This window comes from Pseudomonas sp. microsymbiont 2, from assembly GCF_054788395.1.
The window spans coordinates 1,480,620-1,504,648 of record NZ_CM139112.1; the positions used below are offsets into that span (position 1 = coordinate 1,480,620).

Below are 24,029 nucleotides of genomic sequence, written 5' to 3' on the forward strand. Positions count from 1 at the left end.
GGCAAAAGCCTCGCACAGCTCAAGTCATGCGCTATGCCCCTGTGGCAGCGGGCTTGCCCGCGAAGCAGGCGCTGCGGAGTCTGGCACCGGCTACGCCGGTGTTCGCGGGCAGGCCCGCTCCCACAGGGGACCGGGCCAGATTAAAGGATGTCTCCGGTCGTACATTAGGGGTTGCACAAGGCAGTTGCCTCCACGTCATGCCGGACGGCGTGTCCCCAGGTAATAGAAACACCCCGCCAGTATCACCGAGCCGATCAGCAGGTAGAACACCGCCGCCGGCATCAGGTGCCCCAGCGCCAGGCCCACCAGCATCGGTCCCAGCCCGGCGCCCAGGTTGGAGAGGTTCTGTGCGCCGTAGTAGATCCCGCGCAGATGTTCCGGCGCGATCAGGTCGATGAACATGAACTCGGCCGGGATCACGATGATCTCGCCCAGGGTGAACACCAGCATGGCCAGGCACCAGGCCGGCGCCGAAGCGGCCACGGAGAAACCGAGCAGCCCGGCGATGAACATGGCCATGCCGGCCATCAGCCAGCCCATCAGGTGCTGGCGGGTGATGCGCCGACCGATCACGTACTGCAGGACGATCACCGTGACGGCGTTGGTGGTCACCAGGTAGCCCACCAGCCGCGCCACCTGGGCGGGGTCCTGGATAGCCACCACCAGGTATTGCGACAGGTAGGCGGTGAACTGCCCGAACACCACGGCACTGAGCACGCCGCCGAGGGTGAAGCAGACCAGCCGGCGATCGCGCACCATGCCCAGGGCGACCTGGGCGAAGCCTGCCGCCGGCTCGCCCTCGGCACGGCTCATCAGGTCGCGCTGGCCCAGGCGGTAGTAGGTCAGGCTCAGGCCAACGCCGATCAGGGCCGAGACCAGGAACGGCAGGTGGTCGTCGGCGCCGATCAGCAGCACGCCGAGCATCGGTCCAGCGGCCCAGGCGATGTTGTTGAAGGTGTACTTGATGGCGAAGACTTCGCCGCGCTTGTCCTCCGGCAGCAAGGCGCAGAAGCCGGCCTTGGCGGCGATGTCCACCACGGTCTGGGCCAGGTTGGCCACCACCAGGAAGCAGAAGAACAGCATGGCCGAGGTGCTGGCCACGATGCCCACGAAGGCCAGGGCGAACACCAGCGTGCTGGCGACGATCAGCGTATGGCTGCGCAGGGTGTCGACCAGGTGGCCGCCATAGAGCCCCAGCAACGACGCCAGGAACATCGCGCCACCGACCAGCAGGCCGGTCTGGCCGATCGACAGGCCCATGTGCGCGGACAGGTAGACCACCAGGTAGGGCAGGGTGATCGCCCGGGCCATGGTCAGGGTGAAGGTGGTGAACAGCAGCAGGCGTACAGCTTTGGGGTAGCCCTTGAGAGCAGTGAGCATCGACACGTCCTTGTCATTCTTGTCGTGGGAAAGCCGCGCCAAGCATATTCCAGCACACGGGGTCTTTGCTATATCTAAAGAATAGATAACAGTTAGAGAAATTACCCGTTATATAGATATTCGATGCAGGCATAAGATGAATCCACCTTACACAAGGCCAGGAGACATTCCATGCCATGCCCACAGACCCGCGCCGCCTCGTGGCGCCCGCTCAGCCAGCTGGCCCATCCCCGCGAGGTGATCCGCCAGTTCACCCCCAACTGGTTCGCCGCCACCATGGGCACCGGCGTGCTGGCGCTGGCGTTTCACCAGTTGCAGGTGCCCGGCCTGGACCGTCTGGCGGAAGGCTTGTGGTGGCTGACCATCGGCCTGTTCGTCCTGTTCTGTGTCCTGTATGGCGCCCGCTGGTTGCTGTTCTTCGACGAGGCCCGGCGCATTTTCGCCCATTCCACGGTGTCGATGTTCTTCGGCACCATCCCCATGGGCCTGGCCACCATTCTCAATGGTGCGCTGGTGTTCGGCCTGGCGCGCTGGGGAGAGGCGCTGGTGCCCTGGGTCGAAGCCTTGTGGTGGCTGGATGTGGGCCTGGCGCTGCTGTGCGGCGTGGCGATTCCCTACCTGATGTTCACCCGCCAGGAACACAGCATCGACCAGATGACCGCCGTCTGGCTGCTGCCGGTGGTGGCGGCCGAGGTCGCCGCTGCCAGCGGCGGGCTGCTGGCGCCGCACCTGGTGGACGCGCACCGGCAGTTCCTGGTGGTGATCACCAGCTATGTGATGTGGGCGGTATCGTTGCCGGTGGCCTTCAGCATTCTCACCATCCTCATGCTGCGCATGGCGCTGCATAAATTGCCGCCGGCCAACATGGCCGCCTCCAGCTGGCTGGCGCTCGGGCCGATCGGCACCGGCGCGCTGGGCATGCTGGTGCTGGGCGGCGATGCGCCAGCGGTGTTCGCCGCCAATGGCCTTGGCAGTCTCGGCGAAGTGGCCAGGGGGCTTGGCCTGGTGGCCGGCATCGTGCTCTGGGGCGCCGGGTTGTGGTGGTTGCTGACGGCGGTGCTGATCACCTTGCGCTACATGCGCCAGGGCATGCCGTTCAACCTGGGATGGTGGGGCTTCACCTTCCCGCTGGGCGTGTACTGCCTGGCGACCTTTAAACTGGCGGCCTGGCTGGGGTTGGGGTTCTTCGCGGTGTTCGGCCAGGTGCTGGTGGTGGCATTGGCGCTGCTCTGGGCGCTGGTGGCCAGCCGGACCTTGCGCGGGGCCTGGCGGGGGGAGTTGTTCGTGTCGCCGTGCATCGCCCAGCGCTGAGCGCGTGCGTGGGGCCCAGCAAGCGACGCGCCGTGTGGCACCGGCTGCGCCGGTGTTCGCGGCTAAAGCCGCTCCCACAGCAGACCGCGCCGACCTCGAGCCACGCACCGTACCTGTGGGAGCGGGCTTGCCCGCGAAGCAGGCGACGCGGAGCTTGGCACCGGCTTTGCCGGTGTTCGCGGCGGTTCGGCGCCCCGACAAACCCGCTCTCATGGAACAAAACATAATTCTTTGATTTGACTGGGGCAGCGTGGGAGCGGGCTTGCCCCGCGATGCGGCGTTTGGCACCGGCTTCGCCGGTGATCGCGGGGCAAGCCCGCTCCCACGCTGGAACCTTGTTCCCTGCGCGACAGCGCAGCCCGGAAGGCTGTGTGATCTCCTACAGGGATCGCGCCAGGTTGAGCAATCTGAGCACGACCGTTGCTCCCTCCGGATCCCGGCTTGCTGCCCGGTTGTGTCGCAGGGCATTCCCGTGCAGATTTGTGGCTTTACGCGCTGTGCGTGCCTCCAATGACAAAGCCCAACCAGGTACACGGACGATGAGTCACCCCTCGCAATTCACCCTGCTCGGCAAGCGGCGTTTCCTGCCGTTCTTCATCACCCAGTCGCTGGGCGCCTTCAACGACAACCTGTTCAAGCAGTCGCTGATCCTGGCGATCCTCTACAAGCTGAGCCTGGAAGGCGATCGCTCGATCTGGGTCAATCTGTGCGCCTTGCTGTTCATCCTGCCGTTCTTCCTGTTCTCGGCGCTGGCCGGGCAATTCGGCGAGAAGTTCGCCAAGGATCGCCTGATCCGGGCGATCAAGCTGGCCGAGATCGTCATCATGGCCGTCGGCGCGACCGGTTTCGTCACCCATCATCTGGAACTGATGCTGGTGGCGCTGTTCGCCATGGGCACCCATTCGGCGCTGTTCGGCCCGGTGAAGTACTCGATCCTGCCCCAGGCCCTGCGCGAAGAGGAGCTGGTGGGAGGCAACGGCCTGGTCGAGATGGGCACCTTCCTGGCGATCCTGGCAGGCACCATCGGCGCCGGGGTGATGATGTCCTCGTCCAGCTATGCCACGGTGGCGGCGACGGGAGTGGTCGTCACCGCCGTGCTCGGTTACCTGGCCAGCCGCTGGATTCCCCGGGCTGCCGCGACTGCACCGCAAATGAAGCTGGACTGGAACATCTTCAAGCAGTCCTGGGCCACGCTGCGCCTGGGCCTGGGGCAGACGCCAGCGGTGTCCCGTTCGATCGTCGGCAACTCGTGGTTCTGGTTCGTCGGCGCGATCTACCTGACGCAGATCCCGGCGTATGCCAAGGACTGGCTGCATGGCGACGAGACCGTGGTCACCCTGGTGCTGACCCTGTTCTCGGTAGGCATCGCCGTCGGCTCGCTGCTGTGCGAGCGCCTGAGCGGGCGCAAGGTGGAGATCGGCCTGGTGCCGTTCGGCTCGTTCGGCCTGACCCTGTTCGGCCTGCTCTGGTGGTGGCACTCCGGCGATGTGCCGGTGGGCCAGGCGCCCCATGACTGGCTGGCCCTGCTGGGCATGAGCGAGGCCTGGTGGATCATGCTCTCGATCGTCGGCCTGGGTGTGTTCGGCGGTTTCTACATCGTGCCACTGTATGCGCTGATCCAGGCGCGCACGCCGGAGGGCGAGCGGGCCCGGGTGATCGCCGCCAACAACATCCTCAATGCGCTGTTCATGGTGGTGTCGGCCGTCGTCACCATCGTCCTGCTGAGCCTGGCCAAGCTGAGCATCCCGCAGCTGTTCCTGGTGGTCTCGTTGCTCAACATCCTGGTCAACGCCTATATCTTCCGCATCGTGCCGGAATTCACCATGCGCTTCCTGATCTGGCTGCTCAGCCACTCGATGTACCGGGTCGAGCACCGCGACCTGCAGCGCATTCCCGACGAGGGCGCGGCGTTGCTGGTATGCAACCACGTGTCGTTCGTCGATGCGCTGCTGATCGGCGGCGCGATTCGCCGGCCGATCCGTTTCGTCATGTACTACAAGATCTACAACCTGCCGGTGCTCAATTTCGTGTTCCGCACCGCTGGCGCCATTCCCATTGCCGGGCGCGGCGAGGACGAGGCCACCTACGAGCGTGCCTTCGCCCGTATCGCACAGTACCTGGCCGATGGCGAGCTGGTGTGCATCTTCCCCGAGGGCAAGTTGAGTGGCGACGGCGAGATCGACGTGTTCAAGGGCGGCGTGAACCGAATCTTGCAGGAGACACCGGTGCCGGTGATTCCGCTGGCATTGCAGGGGCTGTGGGGCAGTTTCTTCAGTCGCGATCCGCACAAGGGCTTTTTCAGGCGCCTGTGGTCGCGGGTGACCCTGGTGGCTGGCGCCGCCATCCCGGTGGAGGCGGCGCAGCCCGAGGCGCTGCGCGAACAGGTGAGCCTGCTGCGCGGCGACTTGCGTTGAAGGGGAAGGGGTGAGGGTCAGCTGGCGCTGACCTTCAGGCCGACCAGGCCGGTGATGATCAGGGCGACGCTGGCCAGGCGGATCAGCGCCATGGATTCGCCGAACAGGATGATCCCGGCGATCACCGTGCCGACCGCGCCGACGCCGGTCCAGATGGCATAGGCGGTGCCCAGCGGCAGCTCCTTCATGGCCAGGCCCAGCAGGCCGAGGCTGATGACCATGGCGCCGACAGTGAGAATGGTGGGCATGGGGCGGGTGAAGCCATCGGTGTACTTGAGGCCGACAGCCCAGCCGACTTCGAACAGGCCGGCGAAGAACAGGATGATCCAGGACATGGTGAGTCTCCATCGCTATCTAATAATGATGGGGCCGTCCCCTGATTGGTCACGCGCTGCGTCGTAAGGTCGTCCTCACAGTGCGCACTATAGTGCACATTTGGCGCAAAGGAGGCAAGCCTGGGGGATGGATGGCCACGGCGCCGGCCTCTTCGCGGGCAAACCCGCCCCCCAGGGTTCAACGTGTGGGAGCGGGCTTGCCCGCGAAGAAGCCAGCCTCAATGCCTGACCGGTACCGCAGCCTGGTCCGCATCCGGGGCACCCATGCGCCGGAACCAGGTCGACAGCAAGGCCCCGGAAATGTTGTGCCACACGCTGAACAGCGCGCTGGGCACCGCCGCCAAGGGCGAGAAATGCGCCGCCGCCAAGGCCGCGCCCAGCCCCGAATTCTGCATGCCGACCTCCAGTGCCAGCGATTTGCGCTGGGCCAGCGGCAATTTGCACAGCTTGCCGGTCAGGTAGCCGAGCAAAAAGCCGAAGCCGTTGTGCAGCACCACCACGGCCATGATCAGCAAGCCCGATTCGGCGATCTTCGCCTGGCTGGCCGCCACCACCGCGCAGACGATCATCACGATGCTCACCACCGACACCAGCGGCAGCACCTGCACCGCCAGGTGCACCCGGGTGCCGAGCAGGCGCTGGGCCAGCACGCCGAGCACGATCGGCAGCATGACCAGCTGCAGGATCGACCAGAACATGTCCATGAACGAGACCGGCAGCCAGGCCGAGGCCAGGAACCAGATCAGTGCCGGGGTGAGCAGCGGCGCCAGCAAGGTGGTGACCCCGGCGATGGCCACCGCCAGCGCCAGGTCGCCCCTGGACAGCCAGACCATCACGTTGGAAGCCGTGCCGCTCGGGCAGCAGCCGACCAGGATCACGCCCACGGCGATCTCGGGCGGCAGCTGGAACAGTTGGCACAGCAGCCAGGCCATGCCCGGCATGATCACGAAGTGCGCCACCACCCCCAGCGCCACGCGCCAGGGCTGGCGGGCGACCGCGGCGAAATCGTCGAGCTTGAGGGTCAGGCCCATGCCGAACATCACCAGGCCGAGCAGGGGCACGATCGCGACCTTGAGGGCGACGAACCACTGCGGCATGACGAACGCCAGGCAGGCGAACAGCAGCACCCAGAGAGCGAAGGTGTTGCCGACGAAGCGGCTTAGGGCGGCGAGGGCGCGCATGGACAGGTCCTTGTTCTTGTAGGTTGATTTTTCACTGGCCTCTTCGCGGGCAAGCCCGCTCCCACAGGGGCAATGCAATCCCTGTGGGAGCGGGCTTGCCCGCGAAGAGGCCAGTGCCGACAACGTCACTGACGGCGTCGGCACTGGCGGATCATGCGACTCAGACCCCCTGCGGGATCTCCTCGCCACCCAGCGCCTCGAACAGCGCCGGCAGGAACTCGGTGAAGGTCATCATCATCAGGGTGAAGCTGGCGTCGAACTGTTGCTGAGCCTCGTCGCCGCCATCCTGCTCGGCCTGCTCCTGCAGCAGTTCCTCGAATTTCAGGCGCTTGATCACGGTCTTGTCGTCCAGCACGAACGACAGCTTGTCCTGCCAGGCCAGGGCCAGCTGGGTGACCACCTTGCCGGTGCTCAGGTGCAGCTGGATTTCCTCGCCGGTCAGGTCCTGGCGCTTGCAGCGCACGATGCCGCCGTCTTCGCCGGTATCGCGCAGTTCGCACTCGTCCAGCACATAGAAACCTTCGGCGGCCTGTTGCCCTTTGACCCAGTCGGTCATGGTCGCGACCGGGGCGATCTTCACGGTGACCGGGCGCACCGGCAGCGAGCCCATGACTTCGCGCAGGGTCGACAGCAGGTCCTCGGCGCGCTTGGCGCTGGCCGAGTTGACCAGGATCAGGCCCAGGCGCGGGGCGATGGCGGCGAAGATCATCGAGCGGCGGATGAAGGCGCGCGGCAGGAAGGCCTGGATGATCTCGTCCTTGATCTGGTCGCGTTCTTTCTTATAGACCTTGCGCATTTGCTCGGTCTCGATCTCTTCGACCTTTTCCTTGACCGCATCGTTGACCACGCTGCTGGGCAGGATGCGTTCTTCCTTGCGCGCGGCGATCAGCAGGAAGTCGCCGCTGACATGCACCAGGGGCGCGTCGGCGCCTTTGCCGAACGGGGCGACGAAACCATAGGTGGTCAGTTCCTGGCTGGCGCAGGGGCGGGCCGGCTTGCTGGCCAGGGCGGCTTCCAGTGCTTCAGGCTCGAACGGGACATCCTGGGTCAGGCGATAGGTCAGCAGGTTCTTGAACCACATGAGGGGGAATCTCTCCTTAATGCATAAGGCGGGCATTATTCTCCGAGCGGTGGTTCCAGGCCAACCCTGTCAGAGGGCCAGTAGCGTCTTATTGCAGGGAGGGAACCCGCAGTGTGCTAGGTCTTTGAAAGATCAGAAAAAAAATTTGAAAAAAGTGCTTGCCAGGGTGGGATGTCCTCCGTAGAATGCGCGCCACACCGAGACGAAGGGTGATTAGCTCAGCCGGGAGAGCATCTGCCTTACAAGCAGAGGGTCGGCGGTTCGATCCCGTCATCACCCACCACTCGATGTATAGCGCGGCGGTAGTTCAGTCGGTTAGAATACCGGCCTGTCACGCCGGGGGTCGCGGGTTCGAGTCCCGTCCGCCGCGCCATATTCAAGCTTCCAGGGCCCACTGAACACCCGGAAGCCACAAAGAAAGCGACCTTAGGGTCGCTTTTTTTGTTTCTGCCTGCACCAGAATGCCTCAGGGCCGTATTCGCGGGTAAACCCGCTCCCACAGGGTCGTGCATATTTTCAGCGTCCATCGCTCTTCTGTTGGAGTGGGGTGGAGCAGTCAATATGTATCCAGCCGTCAGATTCCCAATTTCAAAACCCGCCGCGCGCTTGCTCTTGCTTCTAAGCGCGCGATAGTCCAGGCGCCACAAATTGCGACTTCAGTAGGCCGAGCGCAGGACTTGCGGAGGGAGGTGACGGGCATGGATGCCCGTCAAGCGCTGCGGCCCAGGATGGGCCGTTCAGCGCGGTCCTCCCGGGAGCAAGGCCGGAGCGAGGGAACCCCGAAGCGAAGCGTAGGGGCCGGATGAATGGAGCGGAACGGTTTTGCCTACTTTTCCCACGAGAAAAGTAGGCCGCCGTAAAGGCGGAAAGGTGACTAAATGTCGCCATCGCCTTCGAATGTGAATAAAAAACTCAAAACAATAACTCCAGACCCAGACCCGACCCCCCAGCCCCTTCCTCCCGCCGTAACGTCAACACTTCATACCCCGTCTCAGTCACTGCCACCGTATGCTCCCACTGCGCCGACAGCGCGTGATCACGGGTGATCACCGTCCAGCCATCACGCAGGCTACGCGTCCCTCGCCCTCCTTGGTTGATCATGGGTTCGATGGTAAACACCATCCCCGGCTGCAGTTTCATGCCGGTGCCTGGCTGCCCGTAGTGCAGGACTTCCGGCGCTTCATGCATCTGCATGCCGATGCCATGCCCGCAATACTCTCGCACGACGCTGTAGCCGGCGGCCTCGGCATGGCTCTGGATGGCATGGCCGATATCGCCGAGCGTGGCCCCCGGGCGGACCTGCTCGATGCCCTTCCACAGGGCGGCGTAGGTGGTATCGACCAGCCGCCGGGCGTCATCGCTGATCCGCCCGAGGCTGTACATCTTCGATGAATCGGCGATGTAGCCGCCTTGTTCCAGGGTGATGTCGACGTTGACGATCGATCCTTCGCGCAGCACCTCGTCGACCTTGGGCATGCCGTGACAGACCACATGGTCCACCGAGGTGTTGAGCGCGTAGGGAAAACCGTACTGCCCCTTGCTCGCCGGCCTGGCCTTGAGGGTTTCGACGATGAACGCCTCGGCGCGATCGTTGATCTGCATGGTCGTCACCCCTGGGCGGACGAAACCATCGAGGTCGGCGAATACCCGGGCCAGCAGCTGGCCGGCGCGACGCATCAGCTCGAGTTGCGCGGCGTCCTTGAGGATGACCTTGCTCATTGCAGCAGTTCCTTGAGGTTGGCCTGCTCCTGGCGCAGCAACTGGCGCAGCAGGTCCTGGTAGGTGGCTTGCGGGTGCAGCTCGGCGAGCATGCCGAGGCGGATCCAGTGTTCGGCCTGGGCGTTGATCGAGCGCGACAGGGCGGCGCTGGCCACGCGCAGGTCTTCGTGGAGGTCGTCGGAGATCTTGACGATGCCCATGGGAATATCATCCGTATACGAAATGTATTCGAATCATATGGTTTTGGGCCTTGATGTGCCACCCGCTGGTGCGCGAATCCCTGTCTCGGTGCACGAATTGTCATGGAACAGGCCCCCAGGTTCGCCAGCGCGCTGCCGAACCTGGGGGCCGCGATGAGCTGGCCCGGGATTTGCTGATTCAGAGACATCCAGGCCATCAACGTCGATGGCCATTCTCGTCACGACGAAGGCGCCGTGTCGCCCCGCTTGCCGCTTGCAGGCCGGGGTGGCCGGCGCCTTCGTCGTTCCAGCAGCAGGAGTACGTCGATGAGCGGCAGCGAGGTGCGCAGTGTCTGTCCGTATTGCGGGGTCGGATGCGGGATCGTCATGAGCGTGAGCGACGGCAAGGTGGTCAAGGTCAGCGGCGACAAGCAGCACCCGAGCAATTTCGGGCGCCTGTGCAGCAAAGGCCAGACCGCCCACCTGCCGCTGGGCAATGGACGTATGGTTCAGGCGTTCGTGCGCCGCCAGCGCAGTCAGGAGCCGGTGCGCAGTGGTATGGATGCGGCCATCGTCGAGACGGCCGGGCGCCTGCGCACGATCATCGATGAGCATGGCGCCGATGCCGTGGCTTTGTACGTGTCCGGGCAGATGTCGCTGGAGGCCCAGTACCTGGCGAACAAGCTGGCCAAGGGCTTTATCCGCACCCGTCATATCGAGTCCAACTCGCGCCTGTGCATGGCCAGTGCCAGCAGCGGCTACAAGCAGTCGCTGGGCGCCGACGGGCCGCCGGGCAGCTATCAGGATTTCGAGCGCGCCGAGGTGTTCCTGGTGATCGGCGCGAACATGGCCGACTGTCACCCGATCCTGTTCCTGCGCCTGCTCGATCGGCTCAAGGCCGGGGCGAAGCTGATCGTCGTCGATCCCCGGCGCACGGCCACCGCCGACAAGGCCGACCTGTTCTTGCAGGTGCGTCCGGGCACCGACCTGGCGCTGCTCAACGGCCTGCTGCACCTGCTGCACGCCAACGGCGATATCGACAGCGATTTCATCGCCCGCCATACCGAAGACTGGGAGACGCTGCCGGCCTTTCTCGACGACTACCATCCCGAACGGGTCGCGGCCATCACCGGCCTGGCCGAGGCCGATATCCGCGAGGCCGCGCGCCTGATCGGCGGCGCCGGCGAGTGGATGAGCTGCTGGACCATGGGCCTGAACCAAAGCATCCACGGTACCTGGCACAGCAACGCCCTGTGCAACCTGCACCTGGCCACCGGCGCCATCTGCCGCCCCGGCAGTGGGCCGTTCTCGCTCACCGGCCAGCCCAACGCCATGGGTGGGCGCGAGATGGGCTACATGGGGCCGGGCCTGCCGGGGCAGCGCTCGGCCCTGGTCGAGGCCGACCGTGCCTTCGTCGAACAGCAGTGGCGACTGCCAGCAGGCACGCTGCGCAGCGAGGGCGGCGAAGGCACCGTGGCCTTGTTCGAGCAGCTCAAGCGCGGCGAGGTGAAGGCCTGCTGGATCATCTGCAGCAACCCCGTGGCCAGCGTCGCCAACCGTCAGCAGGTGATCGACGGCCTGCGCCAGGCGCAACTGGTGATCAGCCAGGATGCGTTCCTGGACAGCGAGACCAATCGCTACGCCGACATTCTCCTGCCCGCCGCACTGTGGGCCGAGGGCGAGGGCGTGATGATCAACAGCGAGCGCAACCTCACCCTGATGCCGCGAGCCGTCGCGCCTCCCGGCGAGAGTCTGGAGGACTGGCGCATCATCGCCCGTATCGCCTGCGCCATGGGCTATGCCGAGGCCTTCGACTACGCCGATGCCGAAGCGGTGTACGACGAGATCCGGCGCTTTCACAACCCCGCCAGCGGCTATGACCTGCGCGGCATCGGCTATGCCGAGCTGCGCCAGGGGCCATGGCAGTGGCCGTGCGCGCCCGGGCGCGGGAATGACCGCAGCCCACTGCGCTATGTCACCGACGGCAGCCCGTCGACACTGGTCTTCCCCACCGCCAGCGGCAAGGCGCGGTTCCTTGCCCGGCCCTGGCTGCCGCCGACCGAGCTGCCCGACCAGGCGTTCCCGTTCGTGCTCAACACCGGGCGTGTGCAACACCACTGGCACACCCTGACCAAGACCGGCAAGGTGGCGAGCCTGAACAAGCTCGAACCCGGCCCTTTCGTCGAGATCAATCCTGCCGATGCCCGGCGCCTGGGCATCGCCGATCGCGACCAGGTATCCATCCGCTCGCGCCGAGGCCAGGCGCTGCTGCCGGCGCGCCTCAGCGAGCGAGTGCTGCCGGGCGGCTGCTTTGCGCCGTTTCATTGGAACGACCTGTATGGCGAGCACCTGGCGATCAACGCGGTGACTTGTGACGCGGTCGATCCGACTTCGCTGCAGCCGGCTTTCAAGCACTGTGCCGTGGCGCTGGAGCGGGTCGCCGGACCGCGCATCGACGCCCTCGACCTCAACCATGCCATGCCCGAGGAGTCCGCCGCCGTGCCGACCGCCACGCTGTCCCGCCTGCTTGGCCTGCAAGCGCTGCCGACACCGGTGCTGACGGAACAGGAGCGCCATTATCTGCAGGGGTATCTGCTCGGCCTCGGTCAGGCGCGCGGCGAAGGGGTGCCGAGCCTGCCGGTCTGCGCGCCGCTGGCGCCCGAGCGGCGGCTGTTCGTCGATGGCCTGTTGGCCGGTCTGTTCGCCCGTGCGGCGTCCGAGCCTGCCGCCGTGGTGCCGCGTCATCGCGTGCTGTGGGCTTCGCAGACCGGCAATGGCGAGGCGTTGGCCGAACGCTGCGCGCAACGCCTGCGCGAGGCGGGCCTGGCGGTCGAACTCAGCTGCCTGGAGGCGGTAAGCCCGGCGCAATTGCAGGATGCCGCCAGCGTGTTGCTGATCGCCAGCACCTTCGGCGACGGCGATGCCCCGGACTGTGGCGCGGCGTTCTGGCAGGCCTTGCAAGGGCAGACGAACGCTGTCGCCTGGCCCTACGCGGTGCTGGCCCTGGGCGATTCGAGCTACGCTCAGTTCTGCGGCTTCGGACGCAAGCTCGACCAGCGCCTGGCGGAGCTCGGCGGGCGACGCCTGCTGGCGCGGGTCGACTGCGAGCCTGATTTCGACGCGCCGTTCGCCGCGTGGCTCGACGCCTTGCTGCCGGCGCTGGGCAGCAAGGCGTCTGACGCTGGCGCCCTCGATGTTCCCGTTGCCGCACAGCGTCCCTGGCCTGCGCGCTTGCTGGAAAATCGCCTGCTCAACAACCCCGGCTCGACGAAGGAGACCCGGCAACTGGTGTTCGACCTTGCCGGCAGCGGTCTGGACTACCAGCCCGGCGATGCGCTGCGGGTCTGGCCGCGCAATTGCCCGGCGCTGGTCGACGAACTGCTGGCGCTGATGCAGCTCGACGGCCAGACCCAGGTTCAGCTCGACGGGCACGCGCCCATGCCGCTGTCGCAGGCACTGGAACGCCATCTGGAGATCGCCCGGGTCACCGTGCGACAACTCGAAGCGTTCAGCCAGCAGGCGGGCGCCTTGGGTGAACTGCTGGTGCCCGAGCGCCAGGGCGAGCTCAAGGCCTGGACATCGGGGCGCCAGCTGGCGGACGTGCTGCGCGAGTTTCCCCAGCGCTTGCCGCTGGAGCGCTGGCTGGCGCTGCTCAAACCCTTGCAGCCACGCCTGTATTCGATCAGCTCCAGCCCCAGGGCGCATCCCGGTCAGGTGCACCTGACCGTTGCCACGGTGCGTCATGGCGAACGCAAGGGCGTCTGTTCGAGCTTTCTCGCCGATCGCGCGGATGACCTGGAGGTGGCGATCCTGCCGCAACCGTCGAAGCATTTTCGCCTGCCCGAGGATGATCGCACGCCGATCATCATGATCGGTCCTGGTACTGGAATCGCGCCGTTCCGGGCCTTTCTCGAGGAGCGCGAGCAGCGTCGGGCCGTCGGCGGCAACTGGCTGTTCTTCGGCGAACAGCAGGCGGCGTGCGACTTCTATTACCGCGAGCAGCTGCAGGCCTGGGAGGCCAGCGGGCATCTGCGCCTGAGCACGGCGTTCTCCCGTGACCAGGCCGACAAGGTCTACGTGCAACAGCGCATGCGGGAGCAGGGCGCCGAACTGTGGCGCTGGCTGGAAGCGGGAGCGTACGTGTATGTCTGCGGCGATGCCCAGCGCATGGCCAGGGACGTGGACGCGGCGTTGCGTCGGCTGGTGGCCGAGCAGGGTGGCATGAGCGACGAGGCGGCGGCTGCCTATGTCGAGGCGCTGGGGCGGGACAAGCGCTATCGGCGTGACGTGTACTGAGTGCCCTGGGTTGGTGAGGGGCGCACCTTGATTGTGCGTTTCAGATAGGGGGTGTTGCGCTTGTGCTGGCCTCTTCGCGGGCAAGCCCGCTCCCACAAGGCTTGTGAGGCCCCTGTGGGAGCGGGCTTGCCCGCGAAGAGGCCGGTACAGGCAGCGCCACAAGATGCTTTTGGCACGCTCCCTGCTTCGACTGCAACACAACAGCCCCACCGATCAACGGCGATCGATCAGGGGCCGCACCCCGATGAGTACAGGCAAAGGCGCCTGGAGCACACGCTCCAGGCGCCTTTTTCGTTTTCCGTGAGCGATGAGGATCGGCTATGCAGGCAACAGCGAACGAGGCACAACGCGCACGACTGGTCATCGTCGGCAATGGCATGGTCGGCCACCACTGCGCCGCCCAACTGATCGAGCGCGGCGCCCTGGCGCGCTTCGAGCTGCATGTGTTCGGCGAAGAGCGCCAGCGTGCCTACGACCGGGTCCACCTGTCGGAGTACTTCACCGGCAGCTGTGCCGAGACCCTGGCCCTGTGCGGGCCTGACTACTACGACCAGGGTGGCGTGCATCTGCACCTGGGCGAGGCGGTGCTGGACATCGACCGGGAACGCCGCGAGGTGGTCACCGCCGAAGGCCGCTACGGCTACGATCAGTTGGTCCTGGCCTGCGGTTCCTACCCGTTCGTGCCGCCCATCGAAGGCTCCAGCGGCAATGCCCGCCTGGTCTATCGCACGCTCGACGACCTCGATGCGATCCGCGCCGCCGCCAGCGGCGCGCGCCGGGGTGTCGTGGTGGGTGGCGGCCTGCTGGGCCTGGAGGCGGCCAACGCGCTCAAGTCCCTGGGGCTGGAGGCGCATGTGGTGGAGTTCGCGCCACGGCTGATGCCAGTGCAACTGGACGGCGAGGGCGGCGCCGCGCTCAAGGCGCGGATCGAGGCGCTGGGCGTGGGCGTGCACCTGTCCCGCGCCACTCAGTCGATCAGCGCGGGCGAGCAGTACCGCTATCGCATGAACTTCGACGGCGGCGAGCACCTGGAGACCGACCTGATCGTGTTCTCCGCCGGCATCCGGCCCCAGGACGCCCTGGGGCGCGCCTGCGGCCTGGAGATCGCCGCCCGGGGTGGCGTGGTGATCGATGATCATTGCAGAACCAGCGACCCGCATATCTTCGCCATCGGCGAGTGCGCCTCGTGGAACGGCAGCGTGTTCGGCCTGGTCGCCCCGGGCTACGCCATGGCGCGCAACCTCGCGGCGCTGTTGGCGGGCGAGTCGGCGGGCGCATTCACCGGCGCGGACATGTCGACCAAGCTCAAGCTGCTGGGCGTGGATGTCGGCTCCATCGGCGATGCCCACGGCGCCACTCCAGGGGCACGCAGCTACCGCTTCATCGACGAGGCCAACGCGGCCTATCGTCGACTGGTGGTGGACGCCAGCGGCAAGCGGGTGCTCGGCGCCGTGCTGGTGGGCGACAACAGCTACTACGACACCTTGCTGCAGTACGCGCAGAACGGCATCAAGCTGCCGGACGACCCGGCCGCGCTGATCCTGCCACAAGGTAGCGGCGTGCCGGCCCTGGGCGCCGACGCTCTGCCCGCCGGCGCGACCATCTGCTCATGCCACAACATCAGCAAGGGCGCGGTGTGCGCGGCCATCGACGGCGGCTGTGGCGACCTGGCGGCGGTGAAAGCCTGCACCAAGGCCGCCAGCGGCTGTGGCGGTTGCGCGGCGCTGCTCAAGCAGGTCGTCGAGCACGAACTCGGCGCCCGTGGCGTGACCGTCGACAAGAGCCTGTGCGAACACTTCGCCTACACCCGCCAGGAGCTGTACGGGCTGGTGCGGGTCGAAGGCATCCGCTCTTTCGGCGAACTGCTCGAACGTCACGGCAAGGGGCACGTGGGCTGTGATATCTGCAAGCCGACGATAGGCTCGATCCTCGCCTCATGCTGGAACCAGCCGATCATGGACCCGGCCCTGGTGCCGCTGCAGGACACCAATGACACCTTCATGGCCAACATGCAGAAGAACGGTACCTACTCGGTGGTGCCGCGCATCCCGGGTGGAGAAATCACGCCGGACAAGCTGATCGTGATCGGCCAGGTGGCGAAGAAATACGACCTCTACACCAAGATCACCGGCGGCCAGCGCATCGATCTGTTCGGCGCCCAACTGCATGAGTTGCCGTTGATCTGGGGCGAGCTGATCGACGCCGGCTTCGAGACCGGGCATGCCTACGGCAAGTCCACGCGCACGGTGAAGTCCTGCGTGGGCAGTACCTGGTGCCGCTACGGCGTGCAGGACAGCGTGGCCATGGCCTTGCGCCTGGAGGACCGCTACAAGGGCCTGCGCGCGCCGCACAAGCTCAAGTTCGCGGTGTCCGGCTGCACCCGCGAATGCGCCGAGGCGCAGAGCAAGGACATCGGCGTGATCGCCACCGACAAGGGCTGGAACCTGTACGTATGCGGCAATGGCGGCATGCGCCCGCGCCACGCCGAGCTGTTCGCCACCGATCTGGACGACGAGACCCTGGTGCGCCTGATCGACCGGGTACTGATGTTCTACATCCGCACCGCCGACAAGTTGCAGCGCACCTCGGTATGGCGCGAGAACCTGGAGGGCGGGCTGGACTACCTCAGGCAGGTGATCGTCGACGACAGCCTGGGGCTGGCCAGCGAACTGGAAGCGCAGATGCAGCACGTGGTCGAGCGCTATGAGTGCGAATGGGCCAATGCGCTCAAGGACCCGGAAAAGCTCAAGCGCTTCCGCACCTTCGTCAACGATCAGCGGACCGACCCGGATGTGCACTTCGTCCGCGAGCGTGGCCAGCGTCGGCCGGCCGCGCCGCTGCACCTGATCCCCACTCACGAGGAGGTTGTGTGATGAACCCGTCCAACAATAGGGCTGTTGCTCATGAACCCAGCTGGCGGAAGGTGTGCCAGGCCGGCGATCTGGTTGCCGACTCCGGGGTGGTGGTGTGGCACGACGGCGAGCAGGTGGCGTTGTTCTACCTGCCGGGGCAGGGGCGCGAGCTGTATGCCGTCGGCAACCGTGATCCGCGTTCCGGCGCCAACATCATCGGCCGTGGGCTGGTGGGCGATGTGCAGGGGGCGCTGGTGGTGGCCGCGCCGCTGTACAAGCAGCACTTCTGCCTGCAAAGCGGCGTCTGTCTCGAGGATCCGTCACAGCATTTGCGAGTATGGCCCGTGCGCCTGGCGGACGGCGCGGTGCAACTGGCGACCAGCCCGTAGCGGCCGCTCTGTTGCAGCTTGGCTGCGCGCGGATACACTGCCGGGCATGAACCTCGATACCCGCATCAAGTTTCGCCACCTGCTGTGCTTCCTGGAGATTGCCCGGCAGGGCAGCCTGGCCAGGGCCGCCGATGTGCTCGCGATCAGCCAGCCGGCGATCTCCAAGACGCTCAAGGAACTGGAGGCGCTGCTCGAAACCCGTCTGTTCGAGCGCAGCCAGCAGGGCGTCGCCTTGACCCCGGCCGGCACCCGCTTCATGCGCTACGCAGGGCCCAGCGTGCAGGCCCTGCGCGATGGCGTGGGCAGTGTCCGGGGCGAGTCGCGGGCGCCTTCGCAGGTGCGTATCGGTGTGCTGTCCACGGTCGAAGGGCTGCTGATGCCCGAAGTGCTGTGCCGCCTGCACCAACGGCACGAGGCGCTGGTGATCAGCGTGGCGACCGGCGTCAGCGCGCAGCTGCTCGGGCAACTGCATCTGGGCGAGCTGGAGCTGGTGGTCGGGCGCATGACCGACAGCCCGCAGATCCAGGGCCTGTCGTTCGAGCACCTGTACAGCGAATCGATGACCCTGGTCGTGCGGCCTGGGCATCCGCTGCTGGCGCGCCAACCGCTCGACCCGGTCCGCGTGGGCGACTACCCGCTGGTGCTGCCGCCCCTGGGGACGACCATTCGCAAGCATGCCGACAGCCTGTTCGTGCAGTGCGCGATCCCGCTGCCGGCGCAGCGACTGGAAACTTTGTCGCTGGCCTTGAGCCGGCGCTATGTGCTGGGCAGCGACGCGGTTTGGGTGGCGCCGCGCGATGCGGTGCTCATCGACCTCGGGCGGGCAGAGCTGGCCGAACTCGATCTGGGCGAGCGTGAGCCGGGTGGTTCGGTGGGGATCTGTCGTAACGCGGCGCTGCCTCTGAGCCTGCCGGCGCAGTGGCTGTGCGAGGTGCTGCGGGAGGTGGCGCAGGCGTATCGGGCCGGTGAGTATCCCTAGACGTGCAGGGGCCTGCGTCTGGCGCGCGAGCGACAATGCTGGCCAATGGCTGCGAGCCTGGGCATGAACAACCTTTCATCCAGGAACTTCCGGCGCGCAACCCGCTCTTATGCCGGTAGCCATTGGTAACGACCGCCTGCTAAGCTCGCGGCTTTACCCTGATTTGCCCTCATGGCGCATGAACAAGGAACTAGCATGAAACAACATCGTTTGGCGGCTGCGGTTGCCCTGGTTGGCCTGGTCCTCGCAGGTTGCGACGCCCAGACCAGCAGCGTCGAGCTGAAAACGCCAGCACAGAAAGCCTCCTACGGTATCGGCCTGAACATGGGCAAGAGCCTGGCCCAGGAAGGCATGGACGATCTCGACTCCAAGGCCGTCGCCCAGGGCATCGAGGACGCGGTCGGCAAGAAAGAGCAGCGCATCAAGGATGAAGAGCTGGTCGAAGCCTTCACCGCGCTGCAGAAACGTGCCGAAGAGCGTCTTGCCAAGGCCAGCGAAGAGGCGGCCAGCGCCGGCAAGAAGTTCCTCGAGGAGAACGGCAAGAAACCTGGCGTGATTACCACCGCCTCCGGCCTGCAGTACGAAGTGGTGAAGAAGGCCGATGGCCCTCAGCCCAAGCCGACCGATGTGGTGACCGTCCACTACGAAGGCAAGCTGACCGACGGCAAGGTCTTCGACAGCTCCGTCGAGCGCGGCAGCCCGATCGACCTGCCGGTAAGCGGTGTGATCCCGGGTTGGGTCGAAGGTCTGCAACTGATGCACGTCGGCGAGAAGTACAAGCTGTACATCCCTGCCGAACTGGCCTATGGCGCCCAGAGCCCGAGCCCGCTGATCCCGGCCAACTCGGTACTGGTGTTCGACCTGGAACTGCTGGGCATCAAGGACCTGACCAAGGCCGATGCCGAGCCAGCCCCGGCGAAGTAACACCCGGCGCGCTCCAGCAACGCCCCGTTTCGACGGGGCGTTGTCGTTTCAGGGCATTGCTTGACGCGAACTGTCCGGCTCGTTCACTGTCGCAAGCAGTGTCCCGACGACACGCGACCGACCTGTGTCGCAAAACGTTTGCGCGCTTGAAACGGTTGTGTAAAAAACGCCCGATCCGTCGCCCGCCCTTGCCTGGCGGGCACCAGGCGGTGCCAAGGCGGCCCTGTTCACAAGGTTATCCACAATTATTGTGGATAACCTTCCTGCTCCTCTGGAGGTCTCATGAGCGCACCCTGGAATTTTACCCGTTTCCTGCCTCTGGCCGAGCGCCTGCTCAGCCGTGGCCGGCTGCCGGCGCTGCTGTTCGCGGTGGCCCGCAAGGGGCCGAAGCTGGGCCAGTTGCGTGATGACCTGCGCCTGATGCAGGCCTTGTGCCTGGCCTGGTGGCGCGGCGAGTACCGCGCCGTCAGCCCCAGAGCGTTGGTCACCATCGTGGCTGGGCTGCTGTACTTCGTCAGCCCTCTGGATGCCATCCCTGACTGGCTGCTGGGCGTCGGCTTGCTCGACGATATCGCGGTACTGGGCTGGGTGCTCAAGACCGTCGCCGACGAACTGGCCCGTTTCAAGGCCTGGCGCGCCAGCCAGGCGCCGGAGCGCCTGCAGGTGGTCGAGCGCTTGCCGGACAGCCCCGAAGCCTTGCGCCTCGAACGCCCCGGCAGCTGATTCACGGTGTACCCGCACACACCCTCGCGGTTGGTAATATAATTGGCATAAGCGTTATGCCTACGGATTACATGCCGTGATCCAATGTCGAGGGGGTTGCAATGGGTATTCAGGTCATCAGCCGGGACGGTCAGCCCGAGTACGCAGTCGTTCCCTGGGAGCAGTATCAGGCGTTGCTGGCGGCCGCTGGCCAGGCACCTGCCGCTGCACCGGCCGCCGCCACCAACATCGAAGACAGTCAACCGGACGCCAGCCTGTGCTCCCTGGGCCAGCTGGCGTCGTTGCGTGAAGCCAAGGGGCTGGCCCCCGAACAGCTGGCACGCAGTGTCGGCATCAGCCCGGCCTACCTGGCGATGATCGAGTCGGGCGAGCGCCGTCCGGATGCGGCGATCCTGCGCAGCCTGGCATGGCACCTGGGCGTGGCCGGCTGGAGCGAGCCGTCATGAGCCAGGTCAGGATCAGCCGTCAGCATTGGGAGGGCTTGCTGACCGAGCTCGACCTGGCTCGCCGGCAGCGCCATCTGCTCACCTACCGCGCCTTGCTTGAGCGGCTTCAGCTTCCCAGCCCTGCCATGCAGACCCTGACTGCGGCCTTGGAGTACCTGGCGGTGCTCGATGCCCGTGCCGAACAGCCATTGCGCAGTTCGCTGGTGATCAGTCAAGGTGCCAGCCGTCTGCCGCGCACCGGCTTTTTCGAGTGCGTCGAGCGCCTGGGGCGGTTCTCCGGACCTGTCGATGGCATGGAGGCGGCGTCGTGGCACGCCTCGGAAGTGGTACGGGTTTTCGAATACCGTTATCCGGAACAGGCCTGACGAGTCACTCAGGCCTTACCGGGTCGCTCATGTGGCGTTCTGGCCTACATGGGAAAATCCCTTTCAGGCTGTTTGCCGTTAGCGCTGCGGCGGACACCTCGAGGCCGTCACGCGGTCAACAGCCCGCGCACCCAAAGGCCTCGAAAGGGGCGGGACACTTACCATGAAAAAGGGTCGGACACTGACATGTCCGACCCTTTTCATTTCACGACGGTGCGATGACGGCTCACCGTGGCCGCCATCACCTCAGTGCTTGGCCACCGATGTGCTCAGGCTCAGGTAGTCGAGCAGTATGCGACCGGTCTCGGACAGGTAGGCGTCGTCTTCCGGTTTGGTGTCATCCGGCTCGGCGGGCAGCGCGTCCTCGTCTACTTTCTTCAGCTCCTTGAGCGGTTCCTCGCCCTTGGCCTTGCGACGGATGTTCTCCAGCGCCAGCTGCTTGCCTTCGATCTGGTCGTGACGGGCACGGCGTTCCTGTTCGTTGAGGCTGACGGTCTTCTCGTTCATCAGCTTCTGGGTCAGCGCCAGGCGGTCGCGGATGTAGACGAACTCGGCATCCTTGTCGCTGCGGGCTTCGTGCTGTGCCTTGAGCTGGGCCAGGAACGGCTTGAACGGATCGACCACCGGCTTGACCACCGGGCGGATGGTGTCCCACGGCATGGCCTCGGGCAGGGCGCTCTCACCGATTTCCTTGGTGTCGATGATCGACGGGTAGTCGATGTCCGGCAACACGCCCTGGTGCTGGGTGCTCTGCCCGGAAACCCGGTAGAACTTGGCCAGGGTGAGCTTGAGTTCGCCGTGATTGAGCGGCTGGATGGTTTGCACCGTGCCCTTGCCGAAGGTCTGGCCACCGATGATCAGCGCGCGGTGGTAGTCCTGCATGGCACCGGCGAAGATCTCCGAGGCCGAGGCGGACAGGCGGTTGACCAGCAAGGCCAGCGGACCCTTGTAGAACGCGCCAGGGTTTTCGTCCTCGAGCACGTCGACGCGGCCGTCGCTGTTGCGCACCAGCACGGTCGGGCCTTTCTCGATGAACAGGCTGGTCAGCTCGGTGGCTTCCTGCAGCGAGCCGCCACCGTTGTTGCGCAGGTCGATGACCACGCCGTCGACTTTCTCTTTCTGCAGCTCGGTGAGCAGCTTCTTCACGTCGCGGGTGGTGCTCTTGTAGTCCGGGTCACCGGCGCGGTAGGCCTTGAAGTCCAGGTAGAAGGCCGGGATCTCGATGATGCCCAGCTTGTAGTCACGCCCGTCCTGCTTGAGCTTGAGCACCGACTTCTTCGCCGCCTGCTCTTCGAGCTTCACGGCTTCGCGGGTGATCGAGACGATCTTGCTGGTCTGGTCGTTCGGCGCGTTGCTGGCCGGAATGACCTCCAGGCGCACCACCGAGCCTTTCGGGCCGCGGATCAGCTTGACCACCTCGTCCAGGCGCCAGCCGACCACGTCGACCATCTCCTTGTTGCCCTGGGCGACACCGATGATCTTGTCGGCCGGGGCCACCTGCTTGGTCTTGGCGGCCGGGCCGGCCGGCACCAGGCGCACGATCTTGACCTGGTCGTTGTCGCTCTGCAACACCGCGCCGATGCCCTCGAGCGACAGGCTCATGTTGATGTCGAAGTTCTCGGCGTTGTCCGGCGACAGGTAGTTGGTGTGCGGGTCGTAGGACTGGGCAAAGGTGTTGATGTAGGCCTGGAAGATGTCTTCGGCACGGGTCTGGTCCAGGCGCGCCAGCTGGTTCTTGTAACGCTTGACCAGGGTTTCCTGGATCTGCTTGAGGTCCTTGCCGGCGATCTTCTGGCGCAGCACTTCGTCCTTGACGCGTTTGCGCCACAGTTCGTCGAGCTCGGCCTGGTTCTTCATCCAGGGCGCGTCCTTGCGGTCGACCAGCAGGTCTTCCTTGACGGTGAAGTCGATCTTGTCGACGCCCTTGTTCAGCTCGCCGAGGGCGTAGTCCAGACGCTGCTTCACGCGGTCCAGGTAGCGCTTGTAGATGGTGAAGCCGGGGTCGAGGTTGCCGCTCTTGAGGAAGTCGTCGAACTGCGTCTTCCATTTGTCGAATTCGGCGATGTCGGCGGCGGTGAAGTAGCTGCGCGACGGGTCGAGCAGCTTGATGTAGCTGTCGTAGATGATGACCGAACGGGCGTCGTCCAGCGGCGGCTTGCTGTAGTGGTGGCGCTTGAGCAGCTCGACGATGTTGAGGCTGGCGACGACTTCGTCACGGTCCGGCTGCAGGCTGTCCCACTTGTTGGCGGCGGCCGCATTGCCACCGAGCGTGAGGCTGCCCAGGCCGATCATCAGGGCGAGGGCGGTGCTGGGGAGGAAATGCTTCATGCTGATTCGACGTGGAGGCAATTGATCACGCATAGTAGGCCGTCTTATCCGTTCGCCGGTTCCATGGAGCCGGACGCATACTGCAAAAAGCCTGGGAAATGCTCGCCCAGGCTCGGTCATATGATTCAACTATGGAGGCACTGTGAAGGCATTGCAAGGCGTTGACGGACATGTGGCCTGGGTCGAGGCCGAGCGCCCGGCCTGTGATGCGGGGCAAGTGCGCATTCGTGTGGCCGCCGCGGGGCTGAACCGCGCCGACCTGTTGCAGATGAAGGGTCTGTACCCGCCACCGCCTGGCGCCAGCCCCTACATGGGCCTGGAGTGCGCGGGGGTGATCGAGCAAGCCGGCGCTGGCGCCGACTGGCGCGTGGGCGACCGTGTGTGCGCGCTGCTGCCCAGCGGTGCCATGGCCGAGGAGGTGGTGGTCGATGCCCGTCATGTGCTGCCGGTGCCCGAGGGTCTGAGCCTGCACGAGGCGGCGGCGCTGCCGGAGGTGTATGCCACGGCCTGGTTGAACATCTTCCAGCTCGGGGGCCTGAAGGCCGGCGAGAAGGTGCTGGTGCATGCCGGCGCCAGTGGCGTGGGCTCGGCGGCCATCCAGCTGTGCAAGGCCTTCGGCAGCCCGGTGTGGGTCAGCGTCGGCTCCGCCGAGCGCCTGGCCTATTGCCAGGGTCTCGGCGCGGCGGGTGGCGTGGTGCGCAACGCCAACCTCGATGAGCTGGAGCAGATGGGGCCGTTCGATGTGATCCTCGACCCGGTGGGTGCCAGCTACGGTCAGCTGAACCTCAAGTTGCTGGCGCGCGACGGGCGTTGGGTGATCATCGGCCTGATGGGCGGGCGCAAGGTCGAGCTGGACCTGGCGCTGGTGCTGGGCAAGCGCCTGCAGATCACCGGGTCGACCTTGCGCAACCGCGACGACGGGTTCAAGGGCGAGTTGCTGCGTGAGCTGCAACAGCAGGTATGGCCGCTGTTCGCCGAAGGGCGGTTGTCGCCGCAGTTGGTCGACACCTATCCGGTGGAATTCGCCCAGGCGGCGTATGCCGAGCTTGAGAGCAACCAGGTGTCGGGCAAGTTGGTGATGGTGATCGATTCGAGTTTGGTCTGAGATAGCTGGGGCCGCTTTGCGG

18 protein-coding genes and 2 tRNA genes are annotated in these 24,029 nt (G+C 65.7%); 13 read left to right on the plus strand and 7 right to left on the minus strand.

Annotated elements, in window-relative coordinates; genetic code table 11:
• Nucleotides 1-195: 195 nt before the first annotated feature.
• On the minus strand, nt 196-1,380 hold the full coding sequence (locus tag ACYUME_RS06735; RefSeq protein ID WP_279886844.1) for an MFS transporter: 1,185 nt from the start codon (nt 1,378-1,380) through the stop codon (nt 196-198).
• Nucleotides 1,381-1,551: 171 nt separating this feature from the next.
• On the opposite strand from ACYUME_RS06735, the gene ACYUME_RS06740 reads away from it, so the two are divergent.
• Both ACYUME_RS06740 and ACYUME_RS06745 read left to right on the plus strand, forming a co-directional pair.
• On the plus strand, nt 1,552-2,691 hold the full coding sequence (locus ACYUME_RS06740) for a TDT family transporter (protein WP_460418383.1): 1,140 nt from the start codon (nt 1,552-1,554) through the stop codon (nt 2,689-2,691).
• Nucleotides 2,692-3,230: 539 nt separating this feature from the next.
• On the plus strand, nt 3,231-5,105 hold the full coding sequence (locus tag ACYUME_RS06745; RefSeq protein ID WP_460418384.1) for an MFS transporter: 1,875 nt from the start codon (nt 3,231-3,233) through the stop codon (nt 5,103-5,105).
• Between the two features lie 17 nt (nt 5,106-5,122).
• Here the strand turns inward: ACYUME_RS06745 and sugE are convergent, their stop codons facing one another.
• The 3 genes from sugE to rdgC all read right to left on the minus strand — a co-directional run bounded on the left by sugE (nt 5,123) and on the right by rdgC (nt 7,702).
• Complete coding sequence (sugE, locus tag ACYUME_RS06750) at nt 5,123-5,440, minus strand: quaternary ammonium compound efflux SMR transporter SugE (protein WP_050704569.1); 318 nt, start codon at nt 5,438-5,440, stop codon at nt 5,123-5,125.
• A 218-nt stretch (nt 5,441-5,658) separates the two neighbouring features.
• On the minus strand, nt 5,659-6,621 hold the full coding sequence (locus ACYUME_RS06755) for a bile acid:sodium symporter family protein (RefSeq protein WP_279886840.1): 963 nt from the start codon (nt 6,619-6,621) through the stop codon (nt 5,659-5,661).
• Nucleotides 6,622-6,781: 160 nt separating this feature from the next.
• Entirely contained in the window at nt 6,782-7,702 is a 921-nt protein-coding gene (gene rdgC, locus ACYUME_RS06760; protein ID WP_279886838.1) for a recombination-associated protein RdgC, read from the minus strand.
• Between the two features lie 207 nt (nt 7,703-7,909).
• Between rdgC and ACYUME_RS06765 the strand changes: the two genes are divergently transcribed.
• Nucleotides 7,910-7,985: transfer RNA gene (locus tag ACYUME_RS06765), tRNA-Val, on the plus strand.
• 13 nt (nt 7,986-7,998) lie between these two features.
• Nucleotides 7,999-8,075 (plus strand) — tRNA-Asp (locus tag ACYUME_RS06770).
• A 539-nt stretch (nt 8,076-8,614) separates the two neighbouring features.
• Here the strand turns inward: ACYUME_RS06770 and map are convergent.
• On the minus strand, nt 8,615-9,421 hold the full coding sequence (map, locus tag ACYUME_RS06775) for a type I methionyl aminopeptidase (RefSeq protein ID WP_460418385.1): 807 nt from the start codon (nt 9,419-9,421) through the stop codon (nt 8,615-8,617).
• Nucleotides 9,418-9,621 (minus strand): ParD-like family protein, encoded by a 204-nt coding sequence (locus ACYUME_RS06780; protein WP_011532704.1) that lies wholly within the window; start codon nt 9,619-9,621, stop codon nt 9,418-9,420. Before ACYUME_RS06780 ends, map begins: the two co-directional genes overlap by 4 nt.
• 306 nt (nt 9,622-9,927) lie before the next feature.
• Here ACYUME_RS06780 and ACYUME_RS06785 point away from each other — a divergent pair, with 306 nt between their 5' ends.
• The 8 genes from ACYUME_RS06785 (at nt 9,928) to ACYUME_RS06820 (ending at nt 20,574) form a co-directional block, all read left to right on the plus strand.
• The gene (locus ACYUME_RS06785) at nt 9,928-13,896 is read left to right on the plus strand and encodes a molybdopterin-dependent oxidoreductase (RefSeq protein ID WP_460418386.1); all 3,969 of its coding nucleotides are present in this window, start codon (nt 9,928-9,930) and stop codon (nt 13,894-13,896) included.
• A gap of 320 nt (nt 13,897-14,216) precedes the next feature.
• On the plus strand, nt 14,217-16,769 hold the full coding sequence (gene nirB / locus ACYUME_RS06790) for a nitrite reductase large subunit NirB (protein WP_460418387.1): 2,553 nt from the start codon (nt 14,217-14,219) through the stop codon (nt 16,767-16,769).
• Entirely contained in the window at nt 16,769-17,137 is a 369-nt protein-coding gene (gene nirD, locus ACYUME_RS06795) for a nitrite reductase small subunit NirD (RefSeq protein ID WP_460418388.1), read from the plus strand. The genes nirB and nirD overlap by 1 nt, the downstream gene beginning before the upstream one ends.
• Nucleotides 17,138-17,183: 46 nt before the next feature.
• Nucleotides 17,184-18,116, plus strand: coding sequence for a pca operon transcription factor PcaQ (gene pcaQ, locus ACYUME_RS06800; RefSeq protein WP_460418389.1), 933 nt, complete (start codon nt 17,184-17,186; stop codon nt 18,114-18,116).
• Between the two features lie 195 nt (nt 18,117-18,311).
• On the plus strand, nt 18,312-19,040 hold the full coding sequence (locus ACYUME_RS06805) for an FKBP-type peptidyl-prolyl cis-trans isomerase (RefSeq protein WP_460418390.1): 729 nt from the start codon (nt 18,312-18,314) through the stop codon (nt 19,038-19,040).
• Between the two features lie 282 nt (nt 19,041-19,322).
• Entirely contained in the window at nt 19,323-19,763 is a 441-nt protein-coding gene (locus tag ACYUME_RS06810; RefSeq protein ID WP_460418391.1) for a YkvA family protein, read from the plus strand.
• A 101-nt stretch (nt 19,764-19,864) separates the two neighbouring features.
• On the plus strand, nt 19,865-20,209 hold the full coding sequence (locus tag ACYUME_RS06815) for a helix-turn-helix domain-containing protein (protein ID WP_460418392.1): 345 nt from the start codon (nt 19,865-19,867) through the stop codon (nt 20,207-20,209).
• Complete coding sequence (locus ACYUME_RS06820) at nt 20,206-20,574, plus strand: hypothetical protein (protein ID WP_279883246.1); 369 nt, start codon at nt 20,206-20,208, stop codon at nt 20,572-20,574. The genes ACYUME_RS06815 and ACYUME_RS06820 overlap by 4 nt, the downstream gene beginning before the upstream one ends.
• 246 nt (nt 20,575-20,820) lie before the next feature.
• Here the strand turns inward: ACYUME_RS06820 and ACYUME_RS06825 are convergent, their stop codons facing one another.
• Entirely contained in the window at nt 20,821-22,902 is a 2,082-nt protein-coding gene (locus ACYUME_RS06825; protein WP_460418393.1) for a carboxy terminal-processing peptidase, read from the minus strand.
• A gap of 142 nt (nt 22,903-23,044) precedes the next feature.
• On the opposite strand from ACYUME_RS06825, the gene ACYUME_RS06830 reads away from it, so the two are divergent.
• Nucleotides 23,045-24,007 (plus strand): NAD(P)H-quinone oxidoreductase, encoded by a 963-nt coding sequence (locus ACYUME_RS06830; RefSeq protein WP_460418394.1) that lies wholly within the window; start codon nt 23,045-23,047, stop codon nt 24,005-24,007.
• Nucleotides 24,008-24,029: the final 22 nt, after the last annotated feature.

Coding starts and splice junctions, on each gene's coding strand:
- ACYUME_RS06820 (WP_279883246.1), top strand. CDS start 20,206: ATGAGCCAGGTCAGGATCAGCCGTCAGCATTGGGAGGGCTTGCTGACC.
- ACYUME_RS06825 (WP_460418393.1), bottom strand. CDS start 22,902: ATGAAGCATTTCCTCCCCAGCACCGCCCTCGCCCTGATGATCGGCCTG.
- ACYUME_RS06740 (WP_460418383.1), top strand. CDS start 1,552: ATGCCATGCCCACAGACCCGCGCCGCCTCGTGGCGCCCGCTCAGCCAG.
- ACYUME_RS06755 (WP_279886840.1), bottom strand. CDS start 6,621: ATGCGCGCCCTCGCCGCCCTAAGCCGCTTCGTCGGCAACACCTTCGCT.
- pcaQ (WP_460418389.1), top strand. CDS start 17,184: ATGAACCTCGATACCCGCATCAAGTTTCGCCACCTGCTGTGCTTCCTG.
- ACYUME_RS06815 (WP_460418392.1), top strand. CDS start 19,865: ATGGGTATTCAGGTCATCAGCCGGGACGGTCAGCCCGAGTACGCAGTC.
- ACYUME_RS06780 (WP_011532704.1), bottom strand. CDS start 9,621: ATGGGCATCGTCAAGATCTCCGACGACCTCCACGAAGACCTGCGCGTG.
- nirB (WP_460418387.1), top strand. CDS start 14,217: ATGCAGGCAACAGCGAACGAGGCACAACGCGCACGACTGGTCATCGTC.
- ACYUME_RS06735 (WP_279886844.1), bottom strand. CDS start 1,380: ATGCTCACTGCTCTCAAGGGCTACCCCAAAGCTGTACGCCTGCTGCTG.
- map (WP_460418385.1), bottom strand. CDS start 9,421: ATGAGCAAGGTCATCCTCAAGGACGCCGCGCAACTCGAGCTGATGCGT.
- ACYUME_RS06810 (WP_460418391.1), top strand. CDS start 19,323: ATGAGCGCACCCTGGAATTTTACCCGTTTCCTGCCTCTGGCCGAGCGC.
- ACYUME_RS06785 (WP_460418386.1), top strand. CDS start 9,928: ATGAGCGGCAGCGAGGTGCGCAGTGTCTGTCCGTATTGCGGGGTCGGA.
- ACYUME_RS06745 (WP_460418384.1), top strand. CDS start 3,231: ATGAGTCACCCCTCGCAATTCACCCTGCTCGGCAAGCGGCGTTTCCTG.
- ACYUME_RS06805 (WP_460418390.1), top strand. CDS start 18,312: ATGAAACAACATCGTTTGGCGGCTGCGGTTGCCCTGGTTGGCCTGGTC.
- sugE (WP_050704569.1), bottom strand. CDS start 5,440: ATGTCCTGGATCATCCTGTTCTTCGCCGGCCTGTTCGAAGTCGGCTGG.
- rdgC (WP_279886838.1), bottom strand. CDS start 7,702: ATGTGGTTCAAGAACCTGCTGACCTATCGCCTGACCCAGGATGTCCCG.
- nirD (WP_460418388.1), top strand. CDS start 16,769: ATGAACCCGTCCAACAATAGGGCTGTTGCTCATGAACCCAGCTGGCGG.